The sequence below is a fragment of the Ekhidna algicida genome, from assembly GCF_051379705.1.
Lineage (GTDB): Bacteria > Bacteroidota > Bacteroidia > Cytophagales > Cyclobacteriaceae > Ekhidna.
Map to the genome: position 1 here is coordinate 3,033,140 of NZ_CP179868.1, position 13,862 is coordinate 3,047,001.

Below are 13,862 nucleotides of genomic sequence, written 5' to 3' on the forward strand. Positions count from 1 at the left end.
TAGTTATTAGCTCGCAAACTTAAGTAGAAACTCAGTGCCTTCACCGATTTGAGACTTTGCCGTTATGTTACCGCCATGTTTCCTCATGATTTGTTTGGAAAGGCTCAGCCCAATTCCGGATCCGTTTTTCTTTGTGGTGAAGAATGGGATAAAAATTTTCTTCAAAGCTTCTTCCTCTATGCCTGTCCCATTGTCAGCAACGGAAATATAAGCACCACCACCATCAGTTGGCATTGCGGTGATTGTTAGCGATTTATTCTCTTTTTCTGCAGCAGCTAATGCTTGAATGGCATTCTTAACCACATTGATGATTACCTGCTCTATCTGCTCTCTATCAATATTCACTTTCAACTTCGGTTTAACTGAGCAATTGACTGTGATGTTTGATTGTTCGGAATCCGGTTTTAGGAGCATCAACACATGCTTGATCATATCTTCAACCTCTACAGGCGCCAATGATGGTAGCTTGATTCGAGTCATGTTTCTGAAGTCGGAAACGAATTTGATCAGGCTTTCACTTCTATTGTGGATCGTTTTGACCGATAGATAAAAGTCCTGAATAGTGTCATCCGGGATCTCGTTTATATTCTTCCCATTTTTCAGAAATTCATCCAACTCTGTTTCTACTGTAGCTGCCAATGATGAAATAGGAGTTACGGAATTCATGATCTCATGAGTAAGCACACGAATCAGATTTTGCCATGCTTCCATTTCCTTTTCTTCCAGCTCAGATTGAATGTTCTGAATGGACACGAGTTTAAATGCTTTTCCTAGAAGCGAAAGCTCAATCGCATACACAGCTAGCTGCACCTCATCATCGTTTTTAGTGATTTTAATCAAATCTCTGCCACCAGTTTTCAATTCTTTGAAGGAGTCTTGGAGATTGGGATGCTCACGTCCAATTTGATTGATATTCTTGATCATTTTGATATCGAGCAACTTCTTGGCTGCATTATTCATGATCTGAACTTCGCCAGCTGCGTCAAAGGTGATAATACCAATGCCTATGTGCTGCACGATGGTGCGCAAGTACTGATGCTGAGCTTCTTTATCTGCACGGATCTCTCGAAATTTCCTAAGGATCTCATTGAACTCATGATACAGCAAGTCTCGGCTGGACCCAGATTTTTTTTCCGGATAGGTGTTTGTGAAATCATCGTAATGGATGCTTTCAAGAAAATGAACAATCTCCCGATTCGACTTTTCCAGAAAATTGTATAAGTACCACGCCTGAAAAGCGGTAAGTACAAAAACTAGAAATTTTGTGAAAAAATAGGAGTCAGAGTAATACAGTGATGTAAACAAAAACATGGTAAGCAGGAGCAAAACCATCCTGCCAATCAACTGAACTTTAAATGATTTATAAACCATGCTTTTCTAATCTTCTATATAGGGAAGCTCGTGTGAGTCCAAGCTCTTTAGCTGCTTTGGAAATATTTCCTTCATACTTGTTCACCACCTTTTGTATAGTGATTTTTTCCATATCGTCCAGATTATAAGAGTCTGGTTCGAGTGAAAGGTTGCTTTCAGGCTTCTGTGCGAGGAAGAAAAAGTCCTCAGGCATCAGTTGCCCATTGTCGCTCATAATGATTGCGCGCTCTATTGCATGCTGCAGCTCTCGAATGTTTCCTGGCCATGGATATTTTTGAAGCTTACCTACTGTTGAAGGTGCAACACCATCGATGGTCTTTCGGTACTTTCCGGCATACATTTTCACGAAATGATTCGCTAGCTGCTCCATGTCTTCCATTCGCTCACGGAGAGGTGGAAGCTGGATCTCTACGGTGTTGATTCTATATAATAGATCCTGCCGGAAGGTGTTTTCATTCACCATCTCATACACAGGCATATTTGTAGCGCTTATTAAACGGATATCAACGGGAACCTCTTGATTGCTGCCTATTCGGGTTACTTTTCTATTCTGAATGGCGGTTAACAATTTAGACTGAAGTGGCTGACTTAGGTTGCCAATTTCATCCAAAAATAGCGTGCCACCTGAAGCAACTTCGAATCGTCCTGCCCGGTCTTCTTTCGCATCTGTAAATGAGCCTTTCTTATGCCCGAATAGCTCACTTTCAAATAATGATTCAGTGATTGCGCCCATGTCTACACCAATGAACGGCATGTCTTTCCTGAGTGATTTTTGGTGAATAGCTCTGGCAATGAGCTCTTTTCCAGTTCCATTTTCACCTAAAATCAAAACGTTTGCATCCGTGGCTGCTACCTTATCAATGAGCTTAAATACTTTCTTGATCGCGTCGCTTTCTCCAATAATATCTTTAAAAGCCTTGCTGCTATCTGCCTGAAGTGTTTTACTGGTTTGCTTTAGTTGTGAGACCTCTTTATAGCTCTTTTTTAATCTTGAGGCACTAGAAAGGGTGGCTAGAAGTTTCTCATTTTGCCACGGTTTTAGCACAAAGTCGGTAGCTCCTGCCTTCAACGCTTGTACAGCCATCTCCACGTCACCAAAGGCAGTGATGAGAATCACTACGGCTTGTGGATCTTTCTCTAATATCTGTTCAAGCCAATAAAAACCTTCCTTACCACTGGTAGTATCCTGGCTATAATTCATATCCAGAAGAATGACATCAAATGAATCATTGTTGAGTAGGAAAGGAATCTTCCTTGGATCTTTTTCTATGACAACCTCTTTGATGTGTTTCTTTAGCAGCATTTTGGCAGCTAACAGTACATCCTCGTCATCGTCAATTATTAGAATTTTATTTATTTCTTCGTCCACTTGGTTTTGTATTTATGTAATTATCTAAAAGGCTACAACTGTGCCAAGATCTAAAATAGGTCTTAAAGCAGTTCTAGCACTAAATGTAATTAAATAAATGTTCGAAAGTGAACAGTTAGCTATTGATTATTTACAATATTGAACACATCGGCTAATCCAAGCATAGGCACGCCGGTGATGTGGTAGTATTCGGCTTTGCTTTTTTCCCATTTAGTAAAAGCATCGAAATAGTCTGTTTGGGCTTCTATGTACTTGTCCTGCTGAATATTCAATTTGAAAAGATCAGTTTCCCCGTTTTGCAAGTTTATGATCTCAGCTTCCAGCAGTCTACGATAATTCTGAGAAACTCCTTGATATTGGAATAGCAAATCTTGAAAAGCATTGCTTTGGGCATATGCTCCCAGTACCTCGTTCTTTATATTGATTTGGCTTTGAGCAAGCTCATATTCGTTGCTTTGGAGCTTTAGGCGAGTCTGTTGGAGCTTACCGCGTTCCTTTCTTAGCAATATGGGGAAAGAAAAGTCTATACCCATTTTATAATTTTCACCAAAATCTACTGACCCTCCGTTGAAGTTTGGATCCAGCGGCGCATCAATCAGCGAGTAAGACAGATCCACTTGTGGTTTTATGCTTTCCTTGGCCCATCGGAGATCAGCATCTAGCTGATTTCTTTTTCCCTCAAGTTTTCCGATTTCAGGATGATTCGTAAGGGCAAATTCAATTGCACCTCTCAGTTCAGTATCCTGAGGAGTTGTGAATAGTGTGGTTGAATCCGGTAGGACAGATGGGAATAATTCCAAAGGGACAAGGTTTTCTGACCACAGGTGTTTGGATATATTCAATTTGGAAAGTTCGTATTCCAGCTGTGTTTTTCTAAAATCTACAGTTCGCTTCTGCAAATTGATTTTCGCCTGGAGCGTATCAACAACTGCCGCTTCTCCAAATTCAAAATCTATTAGCGTGCGATCAAAAAGGTTTTGAGCTAAATCTATCGCCTGATCCATTAGCTGCATTCGCTGGTAGAATAGATACCAATTCCAGTAGTCTTTGATGATCGTGAATAGTATTTTGTTGACTTCCTTGATTTGTTCTGCTTCAGCAATCTGCGAGAAGGCATTTGCTCGTTTAATCATATTCCTGCGTTCATCAAAAAACAATCCTTTTCCCAGTGGGACTGAGACACCTAGAGCAACCTGCTGATTATCTGTAACATCAGAAATAAAATTTTCCGGATTTAAAAACTGTCCGCTGTTTTGAGTGAATTCAATTTTTGGATCAATACCTATCCATGTTGGAACTTTGAATGTGGTATTCAAGAGATTGTAATATTCAATTTCTTTAAAATCTTTTAGATCGTAGTTGAGTTCGACCTTCGGGTCTAGCTGTCCTCGCGCTTCACGAATGGTAGCTTCCGCATTGTCATTTAGCAGATTAGCTTGCTTTACTATAGGGTGGTAGGAGAGAGCCATCTTCAACACAGTCTCTATTGATAAGAAAGATGTATCAGCGGCAGCTGAGTCTGCAGCGGTCACCTGACTAAACAGCAAACTTGGAAGTATTAATAGTATGGATAAAAACACTCTCATTTTTTGAGATCTTTAGCTTCAGATTCAATGTCTTCATACATAGTAGCAGGGAAGCCATTCATGTTTCTCCATATCTCATACCATATTGGCACATTGTTGAGCATAATCCAACCTTTTGCGGCCGATCCCATTCGAAGCAATTCAGGCCAGCTTTCATCATCAGGATCCGGCTTTACGATGATTCGAAACATGCCATTCTTACTTTCTACTCGATCTATTATGGCTACAATACCGCCAAAAGTTCCAACTGATGCATTTGGCCAACCTGAAAATGCCAGTGCGGGCCATCCGTCGAATTCAACACGTACTTTTCTTTCTTTCGCTATCAAAGGCATATCCATCGCTTTGATATACATCTCAAATGCGATATCATCCGATTGAGGAAGAATGGTTGCAACCGCATCTCCTTCTTTAATTGTTTCGCCAAGACCCACTTTTATTGCTTGCACAACATATCCGGATTGTGGAGCAATGATTTGATACTGAGATTGACGCACTTGCACATTTGTGAGCTCATTCTCCATTTTTGAAATTTGAGCTTGCGTTTCATTCCGACTTGCAATCGTTTCATTCAGGTTTGACTGAGCTTTACTGATTTTGTCTGAATAATCAGCCTCAACGGATGCCAACTCTAATGTTGCATTGGCTAAATCCGCCTTTCTCTGAAGCCATTCATTCTCGGCCTTAAGAACCTTAGCACCACTATTCTGAAACTTGTTTTCTATTTCTTGAAATTTTGTCAAGGTGATGTTGCCCGCGTCAAATCGGTTTTTATTCCGACTAAATATGCTTTTTGCGTTCTCATAATTCACCTGCTCAGCAACAAATGCCAGCGAGTCCGCTTCAAGTTTCAATATTGATTGCTGCAGCTTGTTTTTGGTTTGAGCCATTTTTGCTTTCACTGCGTTTTCCAACGCCACGATTTGCCGATTCAATGCGGCGATTTTTTTATCCTTAGCATCAGCCGCATTCTTTTTTGCGTCTAATTGTTCTTGAATTCTTGAAATTAAATTCGGATCAAAGTATTTATCCTTAATCTCAGATATGGTGAGAAGCGTATCCCCTTTATTGACATAGTCTCCCTCAATAATATGCCAATTAGTAATTCTTCCCGCTATAGCAGACTCCACCATTTGTGGTCTGTTTCCAGGATTTAAAGCGGTTAATTTTCCCTTACCTCTAATGTTTTGCTGCCAAGGCAGGAAGAGGAATATGATAAAGATTGCCACAATAACTAAAAGTACTTTAGCTACTGTACGACCAATGCCTGGGGTCTTCAGTGTTCGAAGAGAATACAGTTGGGTTTCTGCTAGTTTATCTAAGTGATCCATTAGTAGATGTCTTTTAGTATTTCCTCTTTTTTGATCAATTCTTCGAAAGGGCCGTAGGCTAGTTGTTTACCTTTTTCAAGAAAAAGAACGTTATCACATGCCGCCATGACAAGTGGGTCATTCGACACCACTATCAGTGTCCATTTTCTCTCAGTATCAGTAACGAGTTCAATAAGTTTGAGTCTTTCCCGCTTGGAGAAATTATTAAAAAAATCATTCAGAATGAGCATTGCAGGTCGCTTAGCGAGGCATCTGGCCAATACCAGTTTGTTCACAAAGGATGATGAAAATCCTTTACCGCCACTAAGCACTTCGGTATTTAAACCATCGGGCAGCCTGTTAATGTCGTCTTTGAGCCCTACATCCTCGATCGCGTCAAGTGCATTTTTTATATCTGATGTTGGTTTTCCCACCAAAATGTTTTCAAGAATGGTTCCTTCAAAAATATCTTCTTGAGAGACATTCTTTCCTATTCTATCCCGGATATACGTGGCATCCAAATCTCTTAATGAATACCCATTATAGGTCATGATTCCAGTGTAGTTCTGATGTATACCTGCGATAATATTGGTCAGTGTGGTTTTGCCGGAACCACTACCACCACTAATGCAAAGGGATTTACCTTTATCTATTGCAACAGTAATGTTTTGCAACGAAGCAACCTGTCCACCTGGATAGGTATAAGAAACGTCCTCCATTTTCACTTCATATCCATCTTTTAGTTGACTTGAGGGAATGTCGATCCCACCCGTACTCTCAAGAGGCAGGTCTGTGACATGCGCTATTTTGTCAACAGCAGTGAGCATATCATACACCACATCCATATACATGATGATTTTTTCTACTGATGCCAGTACGAGTATGATGATAACCTCAGAGGCCACAAATTGGCCAAGAGTGATTTCTCTCTGGATTACCAAAATAGTACCCAAAATCAAAAGTCCTCCAGTAATGATCGCCTTAAAAAGTAGAATGAAGGCATACTGAGAGATTAGAATTTTGAAGTGAGAGCTTCTATTTTCTAAGTAATTATTTACCAGATAGTCTGTTTTTCTTAAAGGTAAAATGGTGTTTCCTGCCAACTTAAATGAATACAAGGTTCTGGCCATTTCCTCTAGCCAATAGACCACTTTGTACTTGTATTTTGATTCCTTGATAGAGCTCTTAAGACCTTTTGGTCCGGTGAAGAAGAAAATCAGAAATAAAAGTCCTAATAATCCTAACCCAAACACGATAAAGAAAGGATGATAGAAGGCAAGGAGCAGCAAGCCAAATAATATCTGAATAATACCTGTAGAAAGGTCAATGAGTATTTTCGGAAGTCCTTTTTGTAGTGTCAGAACATCAAAAAACCTGTTCATTAATTCAGGCATGTGCATATTGAGTACGGATTCCATCTTGATTCTTGGTACTCGAAATGCAAATTCAAAAGCAGACTTAGTAAATACTCTTCTTTGCAAGTACTCTACAATGGTGATTTGAAGAACCTGAAGAATGCCCGTTCCTAATGTTCCAATGATTATTAAACCAATGAGCAAATAAACGGAGCTAAATACCACTCCACCAGAAATTAGTTCTACGGCCGCTTGAATACCCAAAGGCAGCGTCAAACTGACAAGACCAATCAGTGCGGCGTATACGTAAACAAAAAAGATATCTTTTTTATCTGCTGATAGAAGCTGAAATAATCTCCTTACTGGCGAAATATTTTTGTCTTCTTTCCCAGACATGAAGCTTTGATACGCAAAGCAGGAAAGCGTAAATACTTCACCGTCTCCATTAGATGAAAATCTTACTTCATCCAGATTGCTTATCTCTAATGTTTTTAAGTCACCAGCATTAGTAATAAACTCAAGGAATATTTTATTCTTCTTGTTTTTTCTTAAAAAGGCAGGGTAGAACCCTTCTTGTTCTACGAAAACGATAAGAGGTGTCGTATTGTCGGTAATTAACCCATCCAGCTTGTCTCTTCGAAGGTATTTTTCGATTAAGACTACACCTGCATCATTGGCAGCTTCTATCAGATCTCTCTGAAATTCGGCGATTTCATCAGCTTCATATTGCCGGGGAATCATATCTACGCCCTGTAGATTTGAAATATTCAAATCCATCTTAAGCTTAGTGGCACATTCCTGTAAACACCTGATTATTTGCTGGTTATTCATTTTTTCAAAGAATTGAAAATGATAGTTGTTAGATAATGATAGTTCTGGTCATATGCATCTCCTTGTTTCTTTATATCGGTGAGACGAGGTAGATGCTCTGCAAAGAAAATCTGCTGGTGGGCTGCCTCCAGACAAGTACTGGTTAGGGATCTGGGGAATTCAAAATCAGGATTGATTTCGCTCATGTAAGAGGCAATAGTTTCACAAAGTGATTTATAACCTCTAAAAACACCCTCTTTATTAATCTTATCTACATTTTTGGTGAGGTATGTTTTGTCAGACTCATTTACGACGATCTGCTGAAGTTCTGATTCGCTGATGCCGGGGAAATTATCATCATCCTTCAATTTATCTGAGATTAATCTGATCGCGATCTTTAATCTTTCTTCTGGATCGGAAATATTATGAGTCTCGAATGTGATTCTATATTCTACATAATTCCAATACCATGAAATGAGATAGACTAATAACCGATGCTTATTTTCAAAATACCTGTATATGGATGCCTCAGTTGATCCTATTTGAGTAGATAACTTTTTGAAGGTGAAGGATTCAAAACCAATTTTATTGATAAGGAAAATACTCTCTTGCACGATTTTTTGACCCAGATCACTAGACTGAGGATCCCTCAGATAGAGCGCTGAACTAAGTTGTATTTGTAGCTTTGCTATCATTATCGTTTATTTGACTATCAAATATAATAGTAAAACTATCATAACGAATGAAATTCATTATGGTTTTCATTTTTTTTTCAATTGATTTTTTGCTAACATTGAAGTCATTAGTCCTTTTTATTTTGAGTTTTTGACCTTTGGGTTCAGGTGTTAGTCCTCCTGAACCTTTTTTTTTGCCGTTACGGTACTTTTTCAGAACTCTCACTTATCCCCACACTCCATTTTTAATAAACAGTGATCGATTGCGAACACTTTTCTGTACTATTCTGTACATGCCAATTGTTAACATTTTGCTTAAAATGAAGTTAACTATCTCTTTTTCAGATTGTTACAATTAATGGCATCCTTATTGGCATACTGCCGTCCGAAAACCTAAAACGACCAAATTGTCAAATGGACAGAAAGATTAAAAAGAAAAAGTGGACCATTAAAAAGATCAGCATCTATTGTGGAAGTGGTCTTCTTGTAGTCTTTATTGCTTACAATTTTTTCCTCTCAGGAGGTGGTACGCGACTCAACGTAGAAAGAAATAAAATCAACATTGCCACCGTGCATGAGGGAGATTTTCAAGAGTTTATCCCCGTTGACGGAAATGTGCTTCCAATAAAAACGATCCGATTAGATGCGATTGAAGGTGGTGTAGTCTCTAAGAAGTATTATGATGGAGGAATCCTGATTGATAAAGGAGATACCATACTGGCACTAGCTAATAATGACTTAGTTCAAAGCTTTGTTCGTGAAGAAACGCAGGCCTCTATTCTGGTAAACAATCTGGAAAACACAAAGCTGAGCCTTCAAAGAAATCAATTTGATCTTCGCAGAAATTTGATCGAACTAGATTACCAAATAGATGCAGCAAGAGATGCCTATGAAAGAGGCCAAAAGCTGTTCGAAGATAAAATTATATCGGAGCAGGAATTTCTAAACCTCAAGCGAGAATACAATCGATTGGTTGATAATAGAAAAATACAGATTGAGTCAAACCGATTTGATTCATTAAATGCAGTCATCCAAATAAGACAAACAGAGGAGACTTTGATAAGAACCAGAGATAACCTCAACATGATCAAAAGAAATCTAGAAAACCTTTATATAAAGGCGCCAATAGACGGAAGATTGTCTACAGTGGATGTGGAAGTGGGGGAATCTATAGGCACCGGACAGAACATTGGGCAGATAGATGATCTAAATGGATTTAAGGTTCGTGCAACTATTGACGAACATTATATATCTAGAATATATGCAGGCTTAAATGGAACGTTCACTTTTGCCGGAAATGATTTCGGCTTAGGAATTACAAAAGTGTATCCTGAAGTGAATAATGGTCTTTTTGAAGTAGACATGGCTTTCGATACAATTCCGAATGGAATAAGAAGAGGTCAGACACTTCAGATCAGATTGCAGCTAAGTGAAAACATTACAGCCGTGCAAATACCTCGTGGAAGCTTTTATCAAACCACAGGCGGAAACTGGATTTTCGTAGTGAATGAAGATGAAACTGAAGCTGTAAGAAGAGACATTAGACTGGGACGCCAAAATCAACGATACTATGAAGTTGTCGAAGGATTGCAACCTGGGGAGAAAGTTGTTGTCTCTTCATATAGAGGATATGAAGACAAAGACATTCTTGTAATTAAGTAACCAATTAGATAACCGAAAGTATTTTAAAATAGAATCCAAAGACTAAACTCAATAAATCATGGAAAACGCTAAAGCACTTATTCAAACGAAAGACTTAAAGAAATTTTACTACACAGATGAGATAGAAACAACCGCTCTTGCAGGAGTGAACCTTACGATTAAAGAAGGTGAGTTTGTGGCAATCATGGGACCGTCTGGTTGTGGTAAATCAACACTACTCAACATAATAGGACTATTGGACAATCCCTCAGAAGGAGAATTTCACTTCACAGATTTGGAAATCTCTCAGTACAAGGAGCGTCAGAGAGCTGATCTAAGAAAAGCCAACATTGGTTTCGTATTTCAGAGCTTTAACTTGATCGACGAACTTACTGTTTTTGAAAACATTGAGTTGCCTTTGATCTACTTAAAGTACTCTGCTGCTGAAAGAAAGAAAAGAGTGGAAGAAGTAATGGAGCATATGAAAATTATGCATCGTAGAAATCACTTCCCTCAGCAGCTATCAGGAGGTCAGCAGCAGCGTGTGGCGATCTCAAGAGCTGTGGTGGCTAAGCCAAAATTAATCCTTGCGGATGAGCCTACGGGTAATTTGGACTCTGCAAATGGACAAGAAGTGATGAACCTACTTACTGAGCTGAATGAAGCTGGGACTACAGTAATTATGGTGACTCACTCTCCGGTAGATGCTGAATACTCTCACCGAGTAGTGCACTTATTTGATGGTCAGATTGTATCTGAAAACATCAATGCCAAAGAAGCTTTAGTGTAATCTCTTCATACTTACACAGTCAGTTCCCTGGTCTGCTTTGTTTAGGCAGATCAGGATAACTGTACCCTCTGAAAACCTATCAAAGACCTTAAGACCATGCGAAAATTTATTTTCGGACTTATTTTTTTATTCGGTGTATCCGCCATGGCGCAAGATTCTGTTCGAGTGCTTACACTTCAGGAGTGTATCGATATGGCGAGTAGCAGAAACTTGACGATCAAGCAAAATCAAAATAACTTGATTGGCGCTCAATCCAATAAGCGTCAAGCTTATTATAACTTTCTACCAAACTTAAATGCGTCGGGTGGGTACTCGTACTTTGATGGAAATAATATTGACTTTTCTGGTCAGGTAGTGTCCAATACAAGTAGATCATCACGACCTTCTATTTCTTCTAACTTGGTGTTGTTTAGTGCTTTTGCTAATCACCACCTTCTAAATAGAAGAAAGCACGAATACGAATCGTCAAGATATCAATTGGAGGACAGTAAAATAGCTATTAAAGCAACCGTAATTAGAAACTACCTGAGTGTATTGGTTGATACTGAAAACGTTCGTATATCTGATCAGCGCCTAGAGTTTCTAGAAGAGCAACTTGATAGAGAAAAGAAGCGTGTTTCCGTTGGCGTTGGTAATCTTGAAACTGTATATAATTTCCAATCGCAAGTAGCTAATGAAAAGCTAAATAATGTCAATTTAAAAAATCAGTACCAATCCGATTTACTTGCACTGTTGCAATCAATTCAATTGGAAAATTACTCAGGAGTACAAATCGCGCCATTGGACCTACAAAGCTTAGAGATTTTAGTAGAGTATGATCCATATAATCAGGTCTTAGAGGAAATAATGCAATATTCATTTCTTCTAAAGAGTGCTGAGGAGAGTGAGTCAGCTGCAAACGCTCAGTTCAAACAAACGAAAGCCAATCGCTACCCTACTCTAACTGCAGGTGCAGCACATACAAGAAATTACACCTCTCTTGTTGATGTTGAGTACCTTGAACAATTTGAAAATACACCAAGTAACAGTGTTGGAGTTACTTTAAACATTCCAATCTTCAATAGATATCAGATCCAGAACGGTATTGACAATTCTAAAGTAACAATGCTCAATGCACAGCTCCAAAATGAGCAAACTATGCTTAATGTTACCAATGCTGCACAAAGAGATTATTTAGACTTAGTCTCTGCGCAAACATCTTATAAAACTGCACAGGAAAATTATGAAGCTTTGAATCAAACGTTCGAGTTTATAAAGAAGCGATTCGAAACAGGGAACACAGATTTTTATTCCTACCTGGAAAGCTTAAACAATAAAAATCGAGCCGAAGCTCAGCTTATAAACGCCAAGTATACAATTGTACTAAGAAAGCGAATACTCGATCTTTATCGAGGTAAGTAGTCTGTACTAATTGCTTTTGAAATAAGAGACTGAATTGTCTCTTAGCGATAAAAAGCCATTCCTTGATTTAAGCATTATGCCGGCATTGTCCGGCTTATTTATTGTAGATACAATTGTGCCCTTGAATGGATTTATCTCCAGAATCTCTTTGCTTGTAAAGGCAAACAATGTGCCCCGTATTATTTGAAAGTTGAACAGCGTATCAAACTTCAACGTATGCAAAAGCCCACCAAACTGATCAAAAATATGGATTTTGTTTTGGCTACCGATAGCAAGAATATTTTGATAAGCCTGCATTCGGCTAATGGAATCCCCAATAGAAACTTGCACTTCTAGAATCGTTGACTTCCTCAATGGGTTGACTTTCTTCAATCGCTGAGGGTTGTTTTCAATAATCCAGAAATCAGCGTCAGGAGCGGGGCATGTCATCATTCCAATCTCTGAACCAAAATCCGAAATATTATACTTCCTCGGGATTGATGAAAAGCGATCCAGGATAGTGATCTGTTGAATATCAAAATAGAAAATAAAAGGCTTAAGGTTGTTTTGAACATCAATAAGGGAAATTGCTGAATTGTTTGCTAATGAAAAATTCTCAAGAAATATTCCATCAGCATCATATTTGGATAGACGCCCGTCTGCAAATCCCAAATACAAATTTCCTTGAAAGTCTGTGGCAGAAGCGACCGGTGCATCCTTTAACCGAATGGTATTAGTTTTCTCCCACATCTGGGCATGACTTTGAGCTGAGAAGGTCAGAAGTAAACTAACCTTCAAAAACCTTAAGTATCGCTTGATCTCCATCAAATTCTAAATAGGTGCAATGATTTACCCATTCCCCTAAATTAAAGTATGTAGAATGATCTGCAACAGGTAGCTCGAGAGGAAGATGTCTGTGACCAAAGATATAATAATCATGATGTGTCGATTTATTCATTTCTTCAGCGAATTGCCATAGACGCTCCTTTTCTTCTTGGAATTCTTCATCCAGAATTCCGGTTGCCAGGCGACTTCTTCTGCTCCAGTATTGCGCTATTGATACTCCAATGTTTGGATGCATCCATTGAAACAACCAGTTGCAAAACCTATTTGTGAAAACCTTTTTTACAATTTTGTAAAATCCATCTCCAGAGCCTAACCCGTCTCCGTGACCAACGAAGAGTCTCTTTCCATTTACTTCTAGTATGATTGGATTTTGGTAAACCTCAACACCCAGCTGCGAAGGAAAGTAATCCTTCATCCATAAATCGTGATTGCCTGTAAAGAGGTAGATAGGAATTCCTTTGTCACTTAGTTCAGCTAATTTGCCTTGAAATCGAACAAAACCTTTCGGTATAGTAGTTCTATATTCAAACCAAAAATCAAAGATATCCCCGACCAAAAAAATAGCTGAAGCATCATTTGATATGTACTCCAGCCATTTGATTATCTTCATTTCTCGAGCTCTGCTCGAATCTTCATCCGGTATTCCTAAATGAAAATCGCTTGCGAAATACAGTTTTTTATTTGAAGGTAGCTCCTTGAAAGAGCTGATAAGCTCAGGGTTTACCTTCAT

Annotated in this window: 11 protein-coding genes; 3 read left to right on the forward strand and 8 right to left on the reverse strand. The window is 38.8% G+C overall.

Going from position 1 to position 13,862, the window contains the following annotated elements; translation table 11 throughout:
- Positions 1 to 6: 6 nt before the first annotated feature.
- The 6 genes from ACL8WY_RS13415 to ACL8WY_RS13440 form a co-directional block, all read right to left on the reverse strand.
- Positions 7 to 1,371 (reverse strand): sensor histidine kinase, encoded by a 1,365-nt coding sequence (locus tag ACL8WY_RS13415; protein ID WP_436515272.1) that lies wholly within the window; start codon positions 1,369 to 1,371, stop codon positions 7 to 9.
- Entirely contained in the window at positions 1,361 to 2,674 is a 1,314-nt protein-coding gene (locus ACL8WY_RS13420) for a sigma-54-dependent transcriptional regulator (protein ID WP_436518061.1), read from the reverse strand. The genes ACL8WY_RS13415 and ACL8WY_RS13420 overlap by 11 nt, the downstream gene beginning before the upstream one ends.
- Before the next feature lie 185 nt (positions 2,675 to 2,859).
- The gene (locus ACL8WY_RS13425; protein ID WP_436515273.1) at positions 2,860 to 4,326 is read right to left on the reverse strand and encodes a TolC family protein; all 1,467 of its coding nucleotides are present in this window, start codon (positions 4,324 to 4,326) and stop codon (positions 2,860 to 2,862) included.
- Positions 4,323 to 5,657, reverse strand: coding sequence for an HlyD family secretion protein (locus tag ACL8WY_RS13430; protein WP_436515274.1), 1,335 nt, complete (start codon positions 5,655 to 5,657; stop codon positions 4,323 to 4,325). The genes ACL8WY_RS13425 and ACL8WY_RS13430 overlap by 4 nt, the downstream gene beginning before the upstream one ends.
- The gene (locus ACL8WY_RS13435) at positions 5,657 to 7,822 is read right to left on the reverse strand and encodes a peptidase domain-containing ABC transporter (RefSeq protein WP_436515275.1); all 2,166 of its coding nucleotides are present in this window, start codon (positions 7,820 to 7,822) and stop codon (positions 5,657 to 5,659) included. Before ACL8WY_RS13435 ends, ACL8WY_RS13430 begins: the two co-directional genes overlap by 1 nt.
- Positions 7,819 to 8,496, reverse strand: coding sequence for a TetR/AcrR family transcriptional regulator (locus ACL8WY_RS13440; protein ID WP_436515276.1), 678 nt, complete (start codon positions 8,494 to 8,496; stop codon positions 7,819 to 7,821). Before ACL8WY_RS13440 ends, ACL8WY_RS13435 begins: the two co-directional genes overlap by 4 nt.
- A gap of 393 nt (positions 8,497 to 8,889) precedes the next feature.
- Between ACL8WY_RS13440 and ACL8WY_RS13445 the strand changes: the two genes are divergently transcribed.
- From ACL8WY_RS13445 to ACL8WY_RS13455, 3 genes are all read left to right on the forward strand, one after another.
- A complete protein-coding gene (locus tag ACL8WY_RS13445; RefSeq protein WP_436515277.1) occupies positions 8,890 to 10,137 on the forward strand; it encodes an efflux RND transporter periplasmic adaptor subunit in 1,248 nt (415 codons plus the stop codon).
- 58 nt (positions 10,138 to 10,195) lie between these two features.
- A complete protein-coding gene (locus tag ACL8WY_RS13450; RefSeq protein WP_436515278.1) occupies positions 10,196 to 10,906 on the forward strand; it encodes an ABC transporter ATP-binding protein in 711 nt (236 codons plus the stop codon).
- 96 nt (positions 10,907 to 11,002) lie between these two features.
- Positions 11,003 to 12,307: a TolC family protein gene (locus ACL8WY_RS13455; RefSeq protein ID WP_436515279.1), complete on the forward strand. Its 1,305-nt coding sequence runs from the start codon at positions 11,003 to 11,005 to the stop codon at positions 12,305 to 12,307.
- Positions 12,308 to 12,313: 6 nt separating this feature from the next.
- Here ACL8WY_RS13455 and ACL8WY_RS13460 read toward each other — a convergent pair whose 3' ends face one another.
- Positions 12,314 to 13,111 carry a hypothetical protein gene (locus ACL8WY_RS13460; RefSeq protein ID WP_436515280.1) on the reverse strand — a complete coding sequence of 266 codons (798 nt, stop codon included), beginning with the start codon at positions 13,109 to 13,111 and terminating at the stop codon, positions 12,314 to 12,316.
- Positions 13,074 to 13,862, reverse strand: coding sequence for a UDP-2,3-diacylglucosamine diphosphatase (locus ACL8WY_RS13465; RefSeq protein ID WP_436515281.1), 789 nt, complete (start codon positions 13,860 to 13,862; stop codon positions 13,074 to 13,076). Before ACL8WY_RS13465 ends, ACL8WY_RS13460 begins: the two co-directional genes overlap by 38 nt.